This is a genomic window from Bradyrhizobium sp. TM233, assembly GCF_036247965.1.
Classification (GTDB): Bacteria; Pseudomonadota; Alphaproteobacteria; order Rhizobiales; family Xanthobacteraceae; genus Bradyrhizobium; species Bradyrhizobium ottawaense.
Genome location: NZ_BTIG01000004.1, coordinates 320,502 through 339,114, shown reverse-complemented (window position 1 = coordinate 339,114; position 18,613 = coordinate 320,502). Strand labels below are relative to the sequence as shown.

Below are 18,613 nucleotides of genomic sequence, written 5' to 3'. Positions count from 1 at the left end.
GGATATGTCGTATCAATGGCCGTCCCGCCCGCCACAAGGGGCGTTTCGCGATCGTCACGAGACGCGGGCCGGGAGGCGGTGGCCGCGACGGCGTCGGCGCGCTGGGCAGGCTGCAGGGCGGGAATCCCCGTGAGCAGCTGCACGCGCGATACGACACGGCGCTGACAGCGTCCTTGGTTCGGCCCCAATAGTGAGCGCACGCAAGCCATCGGGGACAGGAACGGGGATGTGCGCGGACGGCAAAATCGTGTGGTCCTGACGCCCGGGGTCTGTGCGTCAAGTGTTGCGGTGATGTTGCGGCCCAACCGGGTCAGCACATCAGTCATCCGCAAGGCGACGGGGGCAATAGTGCATCGCTCCCCGGGGAGAGCGCGACATAAGCCGTAAAGCCATCCGCGCAGGGAAGGCCGGTCGCCCGGCTACACCTGTTGTCCAACCCGTGCGCGTCTTGTTCGCACACGGGACCGCGGGTGCCAGCCGGCGCCCGGCCTTCCCTGCGCCCTTTCTGAACAAGAAGGGCAACGACGAGAGCAAAGCTCGGGCGAAATGAGCCGCGAGAATGCGAGCGTGTGTCTTCTGAAGGGATCATGTCTTGCAGGCACGCTCGCGCCCCGGACGCAGCGCAGCGTCCCTTCGACGGTGCGCTGCAGAGCCGGGGCCCATGATTGCGGCGAACCGTGTGGCGTCTGGGCCCCGGCTCTGCGCAGCAAGGCTGCGCGTCCGGGAGACAAGCGGCCCTTACGCGCTCTCCGTCTCCCGGTGCACGTCGTGCACGACGAGGCCCATGCCTTCCTCCGGCATCTTGATCCAGTCGCGGCGCTTCAGCGTGCGCTTGGTGTCTTCATAGCCGCTGGTCCAGTGCTCGCGCATCGAGGTGCCCGAGAACTCGTGGTCCTTGGCGTCGCCCTCATAGGCCTTCTGCTGATAGATCAGATGCAGGATCGCGATCTCCGGCATGTGGCACAAGCTCCCCTTCAGCTTGCGCTCCTCGTCGGACAGTTGCTCGTCCGGCAGCTTCGCCAGCGCCTTGTAGAGCAGGACCTTGAGATTGTGGGTGCGGCGATAGACGTCGGTGTTGTGGCGGGTGCGCGAGGAATACATGATGTCCTTGTGGCGGGCCATCACGTCCTGGATCGAGCGCGGCAGCACGCCGCGCGCGCTGAACAGGTCGACCTGGAACACCAGCGAGTTGAGCGCATCCTCCTGGTCGAGCAGATGCTGCAGCGGGGTGTTGGAGACGATGCCGCCGTCCCAGAAATGATCGGTGCCGATCCGCACCATCGGCAGCGCCGGGGGCAGGGCGCCGGAGGCCATGATGTGCTCCGGCTCGATCTCGTCATGGGAATTATCGAAATAGATGAAATTGCCCGAGAGCACGTTGACCGCGCCGACCGCGAAGCGGACCTTCTTCTCGTTGATGAGATCGAAGTCGACGAGCTCGAGCAGGCTCTCCTTCAGCGGCATCGTGTCGTAATAGCTGGTCGCGGTGCGCGCGCCGACCGGGCTGAGCCAGGGATTGACCTGGTGCGGGGTGAAGAAGCCGGGCTGGCCCATCGCCGACGTCATCCACGCGCTGGTGAAATTGCGCCACTGCCGGAAGATGTCGCCGTCGGGCGTGTAGTGCCAGATCTTGCGGTTGGTGATGCGCTCCCAGAAGATGCGCAGCGCCTCGAGCCGCTTCTCCGGCTTGTTGCCGGCGATGATGGCGGAGTTGATCGCGCCGATCGAGACGCCGCAGACCCAGTCGGGCTCGATGCCGGCCTCGTGCAGCGCCTGATAGACGCCGGCCTGGTAGGCCCCGAGCGCGCCGCCGCCCTGCAGCACGAGCGCGACGCGATCGCAGCGTTCGGGCCGCCAGCCCCGCGAGGGCGCCTGATGGCTCTGATATGTCGGTTGCGACGTGCGGGCGTCCATGGCGATGCCTCCTGCTTGCGCCAGACGATTGCGTCACGTGGTGACGGCGTGATGACAAGGCGGCACCGATACATCGCCGGTAGCGCAGACCGACCACGCTGCAACGGCAGGGGTCGTGCGCCTGACGGAAAAGCTTCACATCGCAGTCAATGAGGATCGTTAGCAATTGCCGCCGATCGGGATTCACAGGAGACCAGCGATGCGAAGCGAAGACGTGCTGAGACTTCCGTCCATGCCCGCGGCGGGGCCGAGCTATCCGGCCGGTCCGTACCGGTTCGTCAACCGCGAATTCCTCGTCATCACCTACGAGACCGACCCGGAGCTGATCCGCGCCGGCCTGCCTGAGCCGTTGCAGCCGATCGACCAGCCGATCGTGCATTACGAGTGGATCAAGATGCCGGATTCCTCCGGCTTCGGCAGCTACACCGAATCCGGCCTCGTCATCCCCGCGCGCCTCAACGGCGAGGACGTCAATTTCGTCTCGCAGATGTATCTCGACGACGATCCGCCGATCGCCGCCGGCCGCGAGATCTGGGGCTTTCCCAAGAAGTACGCCCATCCCAAGCTCGAGATCGTCAAGGACACGCTGACGGGCACGCTGGAATATGCCGGCCAGCTCGTCGCCATGGGCACCATGGGCTACAAGCACGAGAGCATGGCCGGCAACGGCGATCTCACCCGCGCCACGCTGTCGAAGACGCAAGTGAATCTGAAGATGATCCCGGGCGTCGACGGTCGTCTCGAAGTCTGCCAGCTGGTCGCGATCAACCTGATCGATATCGTGCCGAAGGGCTCCTGGATGGGGCCGGGCCGGCTGCATCTGGTGCCGCATGTCAATGCGCCGGTCGCCGATTTCCCGGTCCGCCGCTGCCTCGGGGCGCATCATTACATCGCCGATCTGACGCTGCCGTTCGGCCGCGTCGTGCACGACTACATCAGGCAAGCCGAGGCAGCCGCGACCGGGCTGGCGGCGGAATAGGGCGGCATCATCAAACTGTAACACTGGCGTAATTGAGTACCCGCCTGGGTCCGGAAGATGCCGTCAGCCATCTTCCGGAATGGGGCAGTTGTTGACGGTTGGGGCTATCCATGGCTGAGCCGGCAAAGCTTGCCAGCGCATTATCGAACGCCGGACCCGCCATTCCCGGCCTGGTCTGGGCCTTCCGCCTGCACAGCGACGGCGGCGCCGAGGCGCTGCAGGTCGACCGGCCGATCGAGTTCAGCCATGACGGACGGCTGTGGCTGCATTTCAACCTCACGGACGCACGCGCGCGGCCCTGGATCGCGGCGTCGCAGCTGCCGCCGCTGGCGCGCGAGCTGCTGCTGTCGCACGACACCTTCCAGCAGCTTCACGTCATCGACCATTGCGTCTACGGCGTGTTCTCCGATCTCGTGCGCGAGATCGACAGCGCGACGGAGGAGACCGCGTTCCTGCGCTTCGCCATGACCGAGCACCTGCTGGTCTCTGGCCGCCATCAGGCGCTGTGCTCGGCGGACGCCACGCGGCGGGTGCTCGAAGGCGGCTACCGCGTCGACAATGTCGCTCATCTGCTCGAAAAGATCGTCGACGAGGTCGCCGACACGCTGGACCGGATGGCCGACAAGCTCGGCCAGGAGATCGACGATATCGAGGAGCGCATCCTGGCCGATGACGCGAGGCCGGAGATGCGCCGCAATCTCGGCCGGCTCCGCCGCACCTGCGTGCGGCTGCATCGGCAGCTCACCGGATTGCGCACGCTGTTTCACCGTCTCGATCAAAAGAACACCGATCATCTGTCGCCGGCGCTGCGGATCCAGGCCGGCAAGCTGGCGCAGCGGCTCGACGGGCTCGATCACGACATCGTCGAGCTGCGCGAGCGCAGCCGCCTGCTCGAGGAAGAGCTGCGCTTCAAGAACGAGGAGGAGAGCAACCGCCATCTCCACACCCTCTCGATCGTGACCTCGCTGTTGCTGCCGCCGACGCTGGTCACCGGCATTTTCGGCATGAACACCAAGGGCCTGCCGCTGACCGAGGTCGAGACCGGATTCCTCTGGGCGTCGGTGCTGATGGCCTCCTCGGTTGGCGCTGCCTATCTCTTCATGCGGCGCACGGGTATCTTCAAATAGCGTTGCGCCAGCCGGAATCAGCCGTGATCGGGACCGTCCATAGCTCTCTGTTGCGAGGCGCGGCCGCGCTTGCGCTGGCCTGCACGGCGACGAGCGCGCTCGCCGGCGCCAAGGACGAGAGCGCGGCCGCATGGCTGTTTCCCAAATGGTTCAACGCGTGGCACGACGGCCTTGCCAGCAAGGGCCTGAATTTCGGCGCCACCTATATCGCAGACAATATCGCCAACGCCGCCGGCGGCGTGAAGCGCGGTGCGGTCCATTTCGGCCGCCTCGATCTGTCGGTCGATGCCGATCTCGACAAGCTGGTCGGCTGGACCGGCGGTCGGTTTTACGCCAATGCTCTCGTCATCTACGGCCAGGGCCTGTCCCGCAACTACGTCCAGAACCTCGCCACCATCAGCGAGATCGAAGCGCTGCCGGATCAGCGGCTCTACAACGCCTATTTCGAGCAGAGCTTTTTCAATGACCGCCTGAACATCCGAGCCGGCCAGCAGGCCGCCGATGTCGAGTTCTTCGACAGCCAGACCGACGACCTCTTCATCAACGGCACCTTCGGCTGGCCCGCGATCAAGGCGTCCAACCTTCCGGCCGGCGGCCCGGCGCCGCCGATCGCGGTGCCCGGCATTCGCATCAAGGCGGCACTGACCGACAGGATCACCGCCTACGGTGCGGTGTTCAACGGCGATCCGTCGGGGCCGGGCGATGTCGATCCGCAGCTGCGCGACCATCATGGCCTGGCATTCCGGGTCAACGATCCGCCGTGGCTGATCGGGCAGGTCCGCTTCAACTACGACATCGATATCGGCGGCCGTCCGCTCGCCGGCAATTTCACGCCGGGCGCGTGGAAGCATTACGGCTCGTTCGACAGCCAGCGCTTGACGGCGGAGGGGATGTCGATCGCCGATGCCGGCGGCAGCGGCATTCCCGCAAGGCTCAAAGGCAATTACGGCATCTTCGCCGTGATCGAGCAGGTGCTCTATCGCCCGCCTGAGGTCACCGAGAACAGCACCTCGGCTTCGCTGCCCGGCATCACCGCGTTCGGCCGCATCGCCTACAGCCCGCCGGACCGCAATCTGATCGACCTCTATCTGGACGGCGGCATCGGCTTCGTCGGCTTCACGCCGGGCCGTCCGCTCGACCGCTTCGGCGTGGCCATGGCCTACATGCGGATCTCGAACACCGCGCGCAATCTCGACGTTGATACGCAGGCCTTCACCGGCGTCCGAAGCCCGGTGCGCAGCAACGAGACGCTGATCGAGATGATCTACGAGGCGCACATCAAGCCGGGCTGGCTGATCGCGCCTTACTTTCAGTATGTGTTCCGTCCCTCGGGCGGCATCGCGAATCCGAACGATCCGAGCGGTATTTCGCGGATCGGTGACGCCGCGGTGTTCGGCGTCACCACCACGCTCCGGTACTAGGCCGAGGCCGTCGCCGGCTGTAGTTTCGGTTGCCGCGAGAGCGCCAGCACGATCAGCGAGGCGAACACGCAGAGCGCGCCGGCGATGAAGAACGCGGGCAAATAGCTCTCATAGACCGTCCGCGAGAGACCCGCACCGAACGCCGCAGCGCCGGCGCCGAGCTGATGGCCGGCAAAGATCCAGCCGAACACCAGATTGGCGCGCTCGGGTCCGAATTTCTGCGCGGTGAGACGCACCGTCGGCGGCACGGTTGCGATCCAGTCGAGCCCGTAGAACATCGCGAAGACGGAGAGGCCGTAGAACGAGAAATCGCTGAAGGGCAGGAAGATCAGCGAGAGCCCGCGCAGCCCGTAGTACCAGAACAAGAGATAGCGGTTGTCGTAGCGATCCGACAGCCAGCCCGACATGATGGTGCCGAAGAAGTCGAAGATGCCCATGGCAGCGAGCAGGCTCGCGGCCTGCACCTGCGGGATACCGAAATCGAGGCACATCGGGATCAGGTGCACCTGGACGAGACCATTGGTCGAGGCGCCGCAGACGAAGAAGGTCGCAAACAGGATCCAGAACGCGGATGATTTCGACGCGTCGCGCAGCGTGCCGAGCGCAACGCCGGTGATCGAGCCGTGGCTCACGGGCGGGGCGGGCAGGGGCTCGGTGCCCTCATCGCCGTACGGGCGCAGGCCGAGATCGCTCGGACGGTCGCGCATCGCGAGCAGGACGGCCAGCGCCGAGACGCCGAGCATGATGCAGACGAAGCCGAGCGCGAGCCGCCAGCCGTAGCGCTCGGTGAGGCTTGCGAGCAGCGGCAGGAACACGAGCTGACCAGTGGCGACGCTCGCGGTCATGATGCCGACGACGAGGCCGCGCCGTGCCGCGAACCAGCGCGTCGCGATGGTCGCGCCGAGCACCAGCGCGGTCATGCCGGTGCCGATGCCGATCACCACGCCCCACAGCGCGACGAGCTGCCAGACCTCGGTCATGCCGAGCGAGAGCACGAGCGCCGAGACGACGATGAGCTGTGCCGCCAGCGTGACGTTGCGCAGGCCGTAGCGGTTGAGCAGGGCGGCCGCGAAAGGCGCCATCAGCCCGAACAGGATGAAACGGATCGACAGCGCGGAGGAAATCTGCGCCGTGCTCCAGCCGAACTCCTTCTGAAGCGGAACGATGAACACGCCGGGCGCGCCGACCGTGCCGGCGCTGATCAGCGCGGCAAGGAAGGTCACGCCGACCATCACCCAGCCGTAATGGATGTTGCGGCGGGACAATGCTGCCGCGAGCCAGTTCGAGATCATTGGGCCTCAATGTGGGTTGGCGAGCCCGGTGGGACTCGCGTCATGGTTTCAGTCTGGCACGGGGAAGGGAAGTCTAAAATGACAGACTTCCCTCCATTTCGGACACCCGCGCTCAGCGCGCCGACCGCTCGACCGCGATCGCCGTGGCTTCGCCGCCGCCGATGCAGAGCGCGGCGATGCCGCGCTTGAGGTTGTTCGCCTCGAGCGCGTGCAGCAGGGTCACGATCAGCCGTGCGCCGGTGGCGCCGATGGGATGGCCGAGCGCGCAGGCGCCGCCATTGATGTTCAGTCTGTCGCGGGGAATGCCGAGATCACGCTGCGCCGCCATCGCCACCACGGCGAAGGCCTCGTTGATCTCGAACAGGTCGACGTCGGAGGCAGCCCAGCCGACCTTGTCGAGCAGCTTGCGGATCGCCGGGATCGGCGCCGTGGTGAACCATTGCGGCTCCTGGCTGTGGGTGGCGTGGCCCTTGATCTCGGCGAGGACGGGCAGGCCGCTCCGATCGGCCAGCGAGCGCTTGGTCAGCACGAGCGCAGCGGCGCCGTCGGCATTGGCGGAGGAGGCGGCCGGCGTGATGGTGCCGTTGGCGCGGAATGCCGGCTTCAGGCCCGGGATCTTCGCCGGATCGACCTTCAGCGGATGCTCATCATTGGCGACGATGCGGGGACCGGCCTTTTCCGCGAGCGTGATCGGCGCAATCTCGGCCTTGAACGCGCCGCCCTCGACCGCCTTGCGGGCGCGGCTCAGCGTCTCCATCGCGTAGGCGTCCTGGTCGTTGCGGGTGAACTGGTACGCCTCCGCGGTGGCCTCGCCGAAATCGCCCATGGAACGGCCGGTCTCGTAGGCATCCTCGAGGCCATCCATCATCATGTGGTCGATGATGCGGTCATGGCCAACGCGATAGCCGCCGCGGGCCTTGGCGAGGAGATACGGTGCGTTGCTCATGCTCTCCATGCCGCCGGAGACGACGATCTCGGCCGAGCCGGCGCGAATGATGTCGTGCGCCAGCATGGTCGCCTTCATGCCGGAACCGCAGACCTTGTTGACGGTGGTCGCGCCCGTGCCATCGGGCAGTCCGGCCGCGCGCGCCGCCTGGCGGGCGGGTGCCTGGCCCTGTCCGGCCGGCAGCACACAGCCCATGAAGACCTCGTCGACTTTCTCGGGTGCAAGTCTTGCGCGCTCCAGCGCCGCGCCGATCACGTGCGATCCGAGCTTGTGCGCGGGGAGAGGCGAGAGCTCGCCCATGAAGCGGCCGAGCGGGGTGCGGGCGGCGGAGACGATGACGACGGGATCGGCGGCTTCGGCCATGATGGGGCTCCCTGGCGGTGCTGTGTAGAATTACGATCATCATATGATGCGGCGCAAAAAATGCAACCGCGGCTGGGATGAGAAAATGTCGTGGGTCGGATGAGATTTGGTCGGTCGACCCTCGCTGTCATTGCCTGCGAAAGCGGGCAATCCAGTATATTCCAGAGGCCCGCGTTGGCGAACTCGCTCTTACCACTGCTGCTGCGGCGTACTGGATGCCCCGCCTTCGCGGGGCATGACACCGTTTTTGGGGTGGGCTTATCGCCTACCGTTTCCTGTTCACAAACGCCTGCATCAGCCGCGTCGGCTCGTCCGTCAGGAACGACTCGCCGAACACCTTGACGCTGAGGTTCACCGACTCCGTCAACGGCAGCTCCTCCCATTGCCGCAGCAGCGCCTTTTGCGACCTCAGCGCTTCGGGGCCGCATTCGAGCAGCGTGTTCACGAGATGCTCGACGGCGGCATCCAGTTCGCCCTCCGCCGCCACCTTGTCGACCAGTCCCCAGGCCAGCGCGGTCGGGGCGTCGATATTCTCCGCCGTCATCACCAGCCAGCGCGCGCGGGCCCAGCCGATCAGGCGGGGCAACAGCGCTGCGTGGATCACCGAGGGGATGCCGACGCGCACCTCCGGCATGCCGAAATGCGCATCATGCGCGGCAATCCGGAAATCGCAGGCGGCGGCGACCTCGAGGCCGCCGCCAAGGCACCAGCCGGGCATGCGCGCGATCACCGGGGCAGGGAAGGCGCGCACGGCCTCGCAGAGATCGCGCAGGCGGCTGATGAAGGCTTCGGCCGATCGTTGGTCGAGCTTGGCCATCTCCTTGATGTCGGCGCCGCCGATCATGCTCTTCTCGCTCTGGCCGCGCAGCACCACGACCCGGATGCTGCGGTCGGAGCTGAGCTGCTGCAGGCCTTCGCGCACGGCGTCGGTCACCGGCGAACCGAGAATATTGAGCGGGCCGGCGTTGCAGATCGCGACATGAACGACGCCGCGCGCATCGCGCGTCACGCCGCAGTGGTGGTTGAGCATTTCCATCGTGGCATCTCGAAGATTTCGTGGACCGGCGCGAGGCGCGCGGGTCGGTGCCACTTCCGGGCCGAAACGTCCTTATTGTCAAGCGGGCAGGGGGGCGAGTTGCAAGTGCGAAGTCCGCGGGATAGTATGACATGTATCATACAAAAGGAATCCCATGACTGAACCCGACCAACTCGATCTGTTTTCGTCCGCGCAGCGGCGCGAGCGCGTGGTGGATTGGCAGGTGCCGGCGCCGGTCGCGAAAGTGGCGATGGGCCTGTCGGGCATGGACGCCATGCTGGGCATTCGCGACGGCCGCCTGCCGCCGCCGCCTTTTGCAAAACTGATCGGCTTCACGGTGGGGGTGGTCGAGCCCGGCCGGATCGTCATGGAACTGGAGCCGCGCGAGGATCTCGAAAATACCATCGGCCTTATCCACGGCGCGACCGCAGCTGCGCTGCTCGATACCGCGATGGGATGCGCGATCTCGACCCGGTTGGAAGCGGGGCAGAGCTCCGTCACGCTCGACCTGAAAATGACCTTCCTGCGTCCGCTCTCGGTTCGCTCAGGCCTGATCTCGGCCGAAGGTAAGGTGATCAAGCTGGGGCGGCGGACCAGCTACGCCGAAGGCTTCGTCCGGGACGGCAGGGGCGCTCTTGCGGTGCATGCAACTGCAACGTTTTCCATGATCGGAAGCAACTTAACATGAATTAATGCACCCATTTCGTCATTTGCGTGTTATGAGATGACCCTCGACATCCAATGAGAACCGCATGCGCTACTCCCGGGAACACAAGCAGGAAACCCACGACCGCATCGTGAAAAAGGCCTCCGTGCGGCTGCGTGAAAAGGGTGCCCATGGCATCGGCGTGGCCGACCTCATGAAGGAGGCGGGCCTGACCCATGGCGGGTTCTACGCGCATTTCGATTCCCGTGAGGCGCTGGTGATCGAGGCATTCGGCTATGCGATGGACCGCTCGATGGACCACTGGCGCAAGATCACCGACGAGGTTTCGCCGGACAAGCGGCTGGCGCTGATCGCGGAGGCTTACCTCTCGGCGCTGCATCGCGACAACCCCGGCCATGGCTGCTCGATTCCCGCGCTCGGTGCCGAAATCGCCCGCGAGAGCCCGAAGGCGCGAAAGGCATTTGCCGGCAAGCTCGACGAGATGATCGAGCTGCTGGCCGACAACATCCCGAACGTGCCGCGCAAGGCCGCGCGCAAGCAGGCGGTTGCGACGCTGGCGACGATGGCCGGCACCATGCTGCTGGCGCGCATTGCCGGGTCGAGCGAGCTCTCGGACGAGGTGTTGAAGGTGGGCCGGGACAGTGCGCTGGAGGGCACGAAGCGCGAGCCGAAGGCGCCGGCGGTGAAGAAGGTGAAGACCTAGGCGAGGTGCCGTTGAATGCGTAGGGTGGATTAGCGAAGCGTAATCCACCTCTTCGATTTCCGCGGAGGCAGACGTGGTGGGTTACGCCTTCGGCTAACCCACCCTACGAAGTGCGCCCCGCGAACAACGCCCGCTCGCGCTCCACGATCTCGCCGATGTAATCGGCCACCGCCCTGATCCGTGCCAGATCCTTGCTGTCGGCGTGCATCAGCATCCAGAATGTCCGCGTGATCGAGATCTCCTCGGGCAGCACCGGAACGAGTTGCGGATAATCGCTCGCCATGAAATGCGGCAGCACCGCGATGCCGAAGCCGGACAGCGTGGCATTGAGCTGCGCGATCAGATTGGCGCTGCGGAAGCGCGCCGAGATCCGCGGCGACACCTGCGGCAGATAATCGAGCTCCGGCGTGAACAGGAGCTCCTCGATGTAGCCGACGAAGCGATGTTGCGGCAGATCCTGCCGCGAGGTGATCGCAGGGAAGCGATCGAGATAGCCAGGCGCGGCATAGAGGCCAAGGCCGTAGTCGAGCAGCTTGCGGCCGACGATGCGGCCTTCCTTCGGCATGGTCAGGCTGATGGCGATATCGGCCTCGCGCTTGGAGAGACTGAACAGCCGCGCGGTTGCCACAAGTTGCAGATCGAGATCGGGATACCGGTCCGCGAAGGGTGCCAGCCGCGGCGCCAGGAAAGCGGTGCCGAACCCGTCGGGCGCGCCGATCCGCACTGTTCCGGTCAGCCGCGCCACGGAGCCGCCGACCTGCTCCTGGTTGGCGACGATGGTCGATTCCATGGCTTCGGCGCTGTCGGCGACGCGCTGGCCGGCCTCGGTCAGCAGGTAGCCTGTCTTGCGCCGGTCGAACAGCTTTGCCGACAGGTACTTTTCCAGCCGGTCGACGCGGCGGATCACGGTGGCATGGTCGACGCCGAGCTGTTTTGCCGCAGCCGACACCGAGCCGCCCCGCACGATGGCCAGCACGAAGCGGAAGTCGTCCCAGTCGATGTGACCTTGATCCAGCATTTTCGCACATCTATGGTGCATTATCTCAGACTTGAATCCTATAAAATGCAGGTCGATAGGATTTGTCAAAGCGTTCAAGCTCGGCCTCAAGGAGATCATTCATGCGTTCAGTCGGACATTTCATCGGTGGCAAGGAGGTCAAGGGTACCTCGGGCCGCACCGCCGACGTTTTCGAGCCGATGACCGGTGACGTCCAGGCCAAGGTGGCGCTGGCGTCCAAGGCCGAGGTCCGTGCCGCCGTCGAGAATGCGCGCGCCGCCCAGCCGGAATGGGCCGCGACCAACCCGCAGCGCCGCGCCCGCGTCATGATGAAATTCGTCGAGCTGGTGCAGCGAGACTACGACAAGCTCGCCGAGCTGCTCGCGCGCGAGCACGGCAAGACCGTGCCGGACGCCAAGGGCGACATCCAGCGCGGCCTCGAGGTCGCCGAGTTCGCCTGCGGCATCCCGCATCTGATGAAGGGCGAATACACCGAAGGCGCCGGCCCCGGCATCGACATCTATTCCATGCGTCAGGCGCTCGGCGTCGTCGCCGGCATCACGCCGTTCAACTTCCCGGCGATGATCCCGATGTGGAAGTTCGCCCCCGCGATCGCCTGCGGCAATGCCTTCATCCTCAAGCCCTCGGAGCGCGATCCCGGCGTGCCGATGATGCTCGCCGAACTCATGATCGAGGCGGGCCTGCCGGCCGGCATCCTCAACGTCGTCAACGGCGACAAGGAAGCGGTCGACGCCATCCTCGACGATCCCGATATCAAGGCCGTCGGCTTCGTCGGCTCCACGCCGATCGCGCAGTACATCTATGAGCGCGCCGCCCAGACCGGCAAGCGCTGCCAGTGCTTTGGCGGTGCCAAGAACCACGCCATCATCATGCCTGACGCCGACATGGACCAGGCGGTCGATGCGCTGATCGGCGCGGGCTACGGCTCGGCCGGCGAGCGCTGCATGGCCGTCTCGGTCGCGGTCCCCGTCGGCAAGTCCACTGCCGACCGTCTCATGGAAAAGCTGATCCCGCGCGTCGAGTCGCTCAAGATCGGCACCTCGATCGATCCGTCGGCCGATTACGGTCCGCTGGTCACGCGCGAGGCGGTCGAGAAGGTCAAGGGCTACATCGACATCGGCATCAAGGAAGGCGCGACGCTCGCGGTCGACGGCCGCGGCTTCAAGATGCAGGGCTACGAGAACGGCTTCTATCTCGGCGGTTCGCTGTTCGACAACGTCACCAAGGACATGCGGATCTACAAGGAAGAGATTTTTGGCCCGGTGCTCTCGGTCGTCCGTGCGCACGACTACAAGGAAGCCCTGGCGCTGCCGTCCGAGCATGACTACGGCAACGGCGTTGCGATCTTCACCCGCGACGGCGACGCCGCGCGCGATTTCGCAGCCAAGGTGAATGTCGGCATGGTCGGCATCAACGTGCCGATCCCGGTGCCGATCGCCTATTATACCTTCGGCGGCTGGAAGAAGTCGGGTTTTGGCGATCTCAACCAGCACGGCCCGGATTCCGTCCGCTTCTACACCAAGACCAAGACGGTGACCTCGCGCTGGCCGTCCGGTGTCAAGGAAGGTGCGGAGTTCTCGATCCCGCTGATGAAGTGATCTCCTTGAGAGCGAGGCTCATATGCAGTTCGCTCTGAACGAGGATCAGATCGCGGTTCGCGACATGGCGTTGGCGTTTGCGGCGGAGAAGATCGCGCCGCACGCGCTGCGCTGGGACGAGGAGAAGCATTTCCCCGTCGACGTGATGCGCGAGGCGGCGACGCTCGGCATGGGCGGCATCTACATCCGCGAGGATGTCGGGGGCTCCGCCATGACGCGGTTCGACGCGGCGCTGATCTTCGAGGCGCTGGCGACGGGCTGCCCGACCACGTCCGCCTTCATCTCCATCCACAACATGGCGAGCTGGATGATCGATGCCTTCGGCAGCGACACCCAGCGCCACTCATGGCTGCCGAAGCTCTGCACCATGGAGCTGATCGCCAGCTACTGCCTGACCGAGCCGGGCGCGGGCTCCGATGCCGCGGCGCTGCGCACCCGCGCGGTGCGCGAAGGCGATACTTACGTTCTCAACGGCCAGAAGCAGTTCATCTCCGGCGCCGGCGGCACTGATCTCCTGGTCGCGATGGTGCGCACCAGCGGCGATGGCCCCGGCGGCATCTCGACCCTCGTCATCGACGGCAAGACGCCGGGCGTCTCCTTCGGCGCCAACGAGCGCAAGATGGGCTGGAACGCGCAGCCGACCCGCGCTGTGATGTTCGAGAACGCCCGCGTGCCTGTTACCAACCGCCTCGGCGAGGAGGGCATCGGCTTCAAGATCGCGATGGCCGGTCTCGATGGCGGCCGCCTCAACATCACCGCATGCTCGCTCGGTGGTGCGCAGACCGCGCTCGACAAGGCGCGCGCCTACATGAAGGAGCGCAAGGCGTTTGGAAAGCGCCTCGACGAATTCCAGGCGCTGCAATTCCGCCTTGCCGACATGGCGATCGAGCTCGAGGCCGCGCGCACCTTCCTGTGGCGCGCCGCCGCGGCGCTCGACCGCAAAGACCCCGATGCCACCATGCTGTGTGCGATGGCCAAACGCTTCGGCACCGATGTCGGTTTCGAGGTCGCCAATCATGCGCTGCAGCTGCACGGCGGCTACGGCTATCTCAGCGAATACGGCATCGAGAAGATCGTGCGCGATCTGCGCGTGCACCAGATCCTCGAAGGCACCAATGAAATCATGCGGCTCATCGTGGCGCGCAAACTGATCGAGGGCGCGCGATGAGTTCGGTGGAAGAGGGCGATCTGGTCGCCCGCGTCGAGGGCGCGGCCGGCGTAATCAGGCTCAATCGTCCCAAGGCCATCAACGCCGTCACGCTGGAGATGTTTCGCGACATCGACAAGGCGCTTGACCGCTTCGAGGCCGATCCCGCCGTCGCTGTGATCCTGCTGGAAGGTGCCGGCGAGCGCGGCCTGTGCGCCGGCGGCGACATCCGCACGCTCTGGGAAAGCTCCAAGGCCAACGGCGATCTCGGCAAAATCTTGTGGCGCGAGGAATACATCCTCAACGCCCGGATCAAGGCATTTCCGAAGCCGTATATCGCCTTCATGGACGGCATCGTGATGGGCGGCGGCGTCGGACTCTCCGCCCATGCGAGCCATCGCATCGTCACTGATCGCACGAAACTCGCGATGCCCGAAGTCGGGCTCGGCTTCTTCCCTGACGTGGGCGGCACCTATCTGCTGTCGCGCTCGCCGGGTGAGATCGGCACTTACTTCGGCCTGACCGGCCAGACCATGAACGGGCCCGACGCGATCCACGCCAAATTCGCCGACGCCGTGGTGCCGGCGGGCAAATGGCCGGAGCTGCGCGAGGCGCTGACCAGGGTGCGTCCAGGCGCGAGCGCGGCCGATGTCGGCAAGCTCATCAACGGCTTTGCGACCGGCGAAGCCGCGGGGCCGGTCGCCGCCAAGGAGCCGATCATCGATGCCCTGTTCGGCTTCGATCGCATGGACGACATTTTTGCTGCGCTCGAGCGCGACGGCTCGGAGTTCGCGCTGGCGACGCTGAAGACGCTCAACGAAAAATCGCCGCGCGGCATGGTGGTGACGCTCAAGCTGCTGCGGCTGGCGCGCACCGCGTCGAGCCTGGAGGAATGCCTGGTGCGCGAATACCGCGCCGCGCTGGAGGTGTTCCGCAGCGATGATTTTCGCGAGGGCGTGCGCGCTGCCGTGATCGACAAGGATCGCAGCCCGATCTGGTCGCCGCCGCGGATTGAGGACGTGACGCCGCAAATGCTGGCGCCGTATCTCGCCGAGATCGGCGCCGATGAGCTGAAGTTCAATTAATCAACGATTGAAGCGGAGGAAACGACAATGGCCACGATCGCATTCATTGGTCTCGGCAACATGGGCGGCCCGATGGCCGCCAATCTGGTCAAGGCCGGCCACAAGGTGGTGGCGTTCGATCTCGTCGAAGCCTCGCGCAATCAGGCCAAGGCCGATGGCGCCGGCATCGCCGACAGCGCCGCGGGCGCGGTAAAGGGCGCCGATGTCGTCGTCACCATGCTGCCGGCCGGCAAGCATGTGCTCGGCGTCTGGAACGAGATCCTTCCTGCGATGACCAAGGGTGCGCTGGTCATCGACAGCTCTACCATCGACGTCGAGAGCGCGCGGCAGGCGCATGCGCTCGCCGGCAAGCACGGCGTGCTCTCGGTGGATGCGCCGGTCTCCGGCGGCACCGGCGGCGCCAAGGGCGCGACGCTCACCTTCATGTGCGGTGGCGAGGAGAACGCATTCGCGGCGGCCAAGCCCGTGCTGGAGAACATGGGCAAGAAGATCGTGCATTGTGGTGGTGCCGGCGCTGGCCAGGCGGCCAAGATCTGCAACAACATGATCCTCGGCATCTCCATGATCGCAGTGAGCGAGGCGTTTGCGCTCGGCGAGAAGCTCGGGCTCTCGCACCAGGCGCTGTTCGACGTCGCCTCGACCTCGTCGGGCCAGTGCTGGTCGCTGACGACCTATTGCCCGGTGCCGGGCCCGGTGCCGACCTCTCCGGCCAACAACGACTACAAGCCGGGTTTCGCTTCCGCGCTGATGGTGAAGGACCTGACGCTGGCGCAGGACGCCGCGAAGGCGGCCGGCGCGGCGACGCCGCTCGGCAAGCATGCGCAGGAGATCTATCAGTCTTTCGATGCAGCGGGGCAAGGTGGGGTGGATTTTTCCGGAATTATCAAGCACGTTCGCAGCCTCGCTGGAAAATAGCGAGGCTTCGTAGCCCGGATGGAGCGAAGCGAAATCCGGGACAGCTGCTTCCAATGGCGTAGCCGGCCCCGGATTGCGCTTCGCTCCATCCGAGCTACGCTCGAACATCAATTCGACGGGCCCGGAACATGACGACATTTCAGGACGCGCGCGCGTTTCTGCTCGAGCACCGCACCGATTACGAGGCTGCGGTCAAAGGCTTCCGCTGGCCGGATCCGGTTCCCTTCAACTGGGCGCTCGACTGGTTCGACGAGCTGGCGAAGGACGCCGAAGCCAAGGACCGTCCTGCGCTCTGGATCGTCGATGCCGCGCAGGACCGGCAGACCAAGCTGTCCTTTGCAGCGCTCTCGAAGCGCTCCAACCAGGTCGCGAATTTCCTTCGTGCGCAGGGCCTGAAGCGCGGCGATCATCTCCTGTTGCTGCTCGGCAATGTGGTTCCGCTGTGGGAGACGATGCTGGCGGCGATGAAGCTCGGCGTCGTCGTGATCCCCGCGACCACGCTGCTCACCGCCGACGAGCTCCGCGATCGCCTCGATCGCGGCAAGGCCAAGGCGGTGGTCGCCGCCGAGGATCAGGTCGCGAAATTCGCAAGCCTGGGTGCGGAGAATATCGTGCGCATCGTGGTTGGCACCGCCTCCGACGGCTGGCTCGCCTATGACCAGGCGGCGAAAGATTCGGAGACCTTTGCACCGGACGGCCCGACCAACGCCGACGATCCGATGCTGCTCTATTTCACATCGGGCACGACGGCGAAACCGAAACTCGTGCTGCACAGCCAGCGCAGCTATCCCGTCGGCCATCTCTCGACCATGTACTGGATCGGGCTGAAGCCGGGTGACGTCCATCTCAACATCTCCTCGCCCGGCTGGGCCAAGCATGCCTGGAGCTGCTTCTTCGCGCCGTGGAATGCTGGGGCCACCGTGTTCGTGGTCAACCAGCCGCGCTTCGATGCCAAGGGCCTGCTCGCCACCATCGGCCGCTGCGGCGTCACCACGCTGTGCGCGCCGCCGACGGTGTGGCGGCTGTTCATCCAGGAGAACCTTGCGTCCTTCAAGGTCGCCTTGCGCGAGGTCTGCGGCGCCGGCGAGCCGCTGAACCCGGAAGTGATCGACCAGGTGCGGGCCGCCTGGGGGCTCACCATCCGGGACGGCTACGGCCAGACCGAAACCACCGCGCTCGCTGGCAACTCGCCGGGCCAGAAGATCAAGGTCGGCTCGATGGGCCGGCCGCTGCCGGGTTATCGCGTGCAGATCAGCGACGCCGACGGCAACAAGGCGAAGGAAGGCGAGGTGGCGCTGGTGCTCGGGGCGAGCCGTTCCGCTGGCCTGATGCAGGGCTATCAGGGCGACGACGGCAAGCTCTCGGGCGCGGAAGGCACGCTCTATCGCAGCGGCGACGTCGTGTTCGAAGACGAGGACGGCTATCTCACCTTCGTCGGCCGCTCCGACGACGTGTTCAAGTCGTCGGATTACCGCATCAGCCCGTTTGAGTTGGAGAGCGTGCTGCTCGAGCACGAGCTGGTTGCGGAAGCCGCGGTGGTGCCGAGCCCGGACCCGATCCGGCTCGCGATTCCCAAGGCGTTCGTCCTGCTGACATCCGGCGCGGAGCGGACGCCGGAGACGGCGCTGTCGATTTTCCAGCACCTGCATACGCGCCTTGCGCCGTTCAAGCGCATCCGGCGCCTCGAGATCGTCACCGAACTGCCGAAGACGATCTCTGGCAAAATCCGTCGTGTGCAGCTACGCAGGCTGGAGCGCGACGACGATCGCAACGATCCGCTGCGCGGCCGGGAATTCCGCGAGGAGGATTTTCCGGAGCTGCCGAAAACACGGAGTGAGACCTAAGTGAACCAAATCTGGAAGAAGCCGCCGATTTCCTTGGAAGCCTATCAGGCCCTGGTCGGCAAGGAGATCGGCGTGTCGTCCTGGCACCTGATCGACCAGCCCCGCATCGATGCCTATGCCGACGTGACCGAGGACCACCAGTTCATCCACGTCGATCCCGAGAGAGCGAAGGAGACGGCATTCGGCACCACCATCGCGCACGGCTTCCTGACGATGTCGATGCTATCGGTGATGTCCTACGAGGTGATGCCGGCGATTGCGGGCACCACGATGGGCGTCAATTACGGCTTCGACAAGCTGCGCTTCATCTCGCCGGTGCGCTCGGGCAAGCGCATCCGCGGCCGTTTCGTGCTGGCCGAGGCCAAGCTCCGCAAGGCAGGCGAATTGCAATCCCGCACCAACGTCACCGTGGAGATCGAAGGCGAGGACAAGCCCGCGCTGGTCGCCGAGTGGCTGGGGCTGATCTACTTCGCGTAACCCGAGGCGTCGTTGCCGGGCTTGACCCGGCAACCCATCGCTGCTCAAAAGCCTGTCGATTTTGATGGATGGTCGGGTCGA

General features: G+C 65.5%; 16 protein-coding genes. 11 read left to right on the top strand and 5 right to left on the bottom strand.

The genetic code is table 11. From position 1 onward, the window contains the following. Window positions 1-738 precede the first annotated feature (738 nt). Entirely contained in the window at window positions 739-1,914 is a 1,176-nt protein-coding gene (locus tag AABA86_RS12795) for a patatin-like phospholipase family protein (protein ID WP_338307034.1), read from the bottom strand. Between the two features lie 199 nt (window positions 1,915-2,113). Between AABA86_RS12795 and AABA86_RS12790 the strand changes: the two genes are divergently transcribed. The 3 genes from AABA86_RS12790 (at window position 2,114) to AABA86_RS12780 (ending at window position 5,441) form a co-directional block, all read left to right on the top strand. Beyond that, window positions 2,114-2,893: an acetoacetate decarboxylase gene (locus AABA86_RS12790; RefSeq protein ID WP_212246420.1), complete on the top strand. Its 780-nt coding sequence runs from the start codon at window positions 2,114-2,116 to the stop codon at window positions 2,891-2,893. A gap of 110 nt (window positions 2,894-3,003) precedes the next feature. Further along, entirely contained in the window at window positions 3,004-4,020 is a 1,017-nt protein-coding gene (locus AABA86_RS12785) for a transporter (RefSeq protein ID WP_212246419.1), read from the top strand. Between the two features lie 23 nt (window positions 4,021-4,043). Beyond that, the gene (locus AABA86_RS12780) at window positions 4,044-5,441 is read left to right on the top strand and encodes a carbohydrate porin (protein WP_338307033.1); all 1,398 of its coding nucleotides are present in this window, start codon (window positions 4,044-4,046) and stop codon (window positions 5,439-5,441) included. Here the strand turns inward: AABA86_RS12780 and AABA86_RS12775 are convergent. The 3 genes from AABA86_RS12775 to AABA86_RS12765 all read right to left on the bottom strand — a co-directional run bounded on the left by AABA86_RS12775 (window position 5,438) and on the right by AABA86_RS12765 (window position 9,078). Then, window positions 5,438-6,733: an MFS transporter gene (locus AABA86_RS12775; RefSeq protein ID WP_338307032.1), complete on the bottom strand. Its 1,296-nt coding sequence runs from the start codon at window positions 6,731-6,733 to the stop codon at window positions 5,438-5,440. The genes AABA86_RS12780 and AABA86_RS12775 overlap by 4 nt on opposite strands. A gap of 112 nt (window positions 6,734-6,845) precedes the next feature. After that, window positions 6,846-8,042, bottom strand: a complete 1,197-nt coding sequence (locus AABA86_RS12770) for an acetyl-CoA C-acyltransferase (protein ID WP_338307030.1) — start codon at window positions 8,040-8,042, stop codon at window positions 6,846-6,848. A gap of 265 nt (window positions 8,043-8,307) precedes the next feature. Next, entirely contained in the window at window positions 8,308-9,078 is a 771-nt protein-coding gene (locus AABA86_RS12765) for an enoyl-CoA hydratase (protein ID WP_338307029.1), read from the bottom strand. Window positions 9,079-9,232: 154 nt separating this feature from the next. Here AABA86_RS12765 and AABA86_RS12760 point away from each other — a divergent pair, with 154 nt between their 5' ends. Further along, window positions 9,233-9,766, top strand: coding sequence for a PaaI family thioesterase (locus tag AABA86_RS12760; RefSeq protein ID WP_212246410.1), 534 nt, complete (start codon window positions 9,233-9,235; stop codon window positions 9,764-9,766). Window positions 9,767-9,830: 64 nt separating this feature from the next. Continuing rightward, window positions 9,831-10,448, top strand: a complete 618-nt coding sequence (locus AABA86_RS12755; RefSeq protein WP_212246409.1) for a TetR/AcrR family transcriptional regulator — start codon at window positions 9,831-9,833, stop codon at window positions 10,446-10,448. A gap of 103 nt (window positions 10,449-10,551) precedes the next feature. Here AABA86_RS12755 and AABA86_RS12750 read toward each other — a convergent pair whose 3' ends face one another. Then, the gene (locus AABA86_RS12750) at window positions 10,552-11,466 is read right to left on the bottom strand and encodes a LysR family transcriptional regulator (RefSeq protein ID WP_338307026.1); all 915 of its coding nucleotides are present in this window, start codon (window positions 11,464-11,466) and stop codon (window positions 10,552-10,554) included. 101 nt (window positions 11,467-11,567) lie between these two features. Between AABA86_RS12750 and AABA86_RS12745 the strand changes: the two genes are divergently transcribed. From AABA86_RS12745 to AABA86_RS12720, 6 genes are all read left to right on the top strand, one after another. Beyond that, window positions 11,568-13,064, top strand: coding sequence for a CoA-acylating methylmalonate-semialdehyde dehydrogenase (locus AABA86_RS12745; RefSeq protein WP_094896561.1), 1,497 nt, complete (start codon window positions 11,568-11,570; stop codon window positions 13,062-13,064). A gap of 22 nt (window positions 13,065-13,086) precedes the next feature. Further along, window positions 13,087-14,232, top strand: coding sequence for an isobutyryl-CoA dehydrogenase (locus AABA86_RS12740; protein WP_212246405.1), 1,146 nt, complete (start codon window positions 13,087-13,089; stop codon window positions 14,230-14,232). Next, window positions 14,229-15,296 (top strand): enoyl-CoA hydratase/isomerase family protein, encoded by a 1,068-nt coding sequence (locus tag AABA86_RS12735; protein WP_212246403.1) that lies wholly within the window; start codon window positions 14,229-14,231, stop codon window positions 15,294-15,296. The genes AABA86_RS12740 and AABA86_RS12735 overlap by 4 nt, the downstream gene beginning before the upstream one ends. Before the next feature lie 6 nt (window positions 15,297-15,302). After that, window positions 15,303-16,211 (top strand): 3-hydroxyisobutyrate dehydrogenase, encoded by a 909-nt coding sequence (gene mmsB, locus AABA86_RS12730; protein ID WP_338307191.1) that lies wholly within the window; start codon window positions 15,303-15,305, stop codon window positions 16,209-16,211. Window positions 16,212-16,339: 128 nt separating this feature from the next. After that, window positions 16,340-18,055, top strand: a complete 1,716-nt coding sequence (locus tag AABA86_RS12725; RefSeq protein ID WP_338307023.1) for an AMP-binding protein — start codon at window positions 16,340-16,342, stop codon at window positions 18,053-18,055. Continuing rightward, window positions 18,056-18,532: a MaoC family dehydratase gene (locus AABA86_RS12720; RefSeq protein ID WP_212246400.1), complete on the top strand. Its 477-nt coding sequence runs from the start codon at window positions 18,056-18,058 to the stop codon at window positions 18,530-18,532. Window positions 18,533-18,613 lie beyond the last annotated feature (81 nt).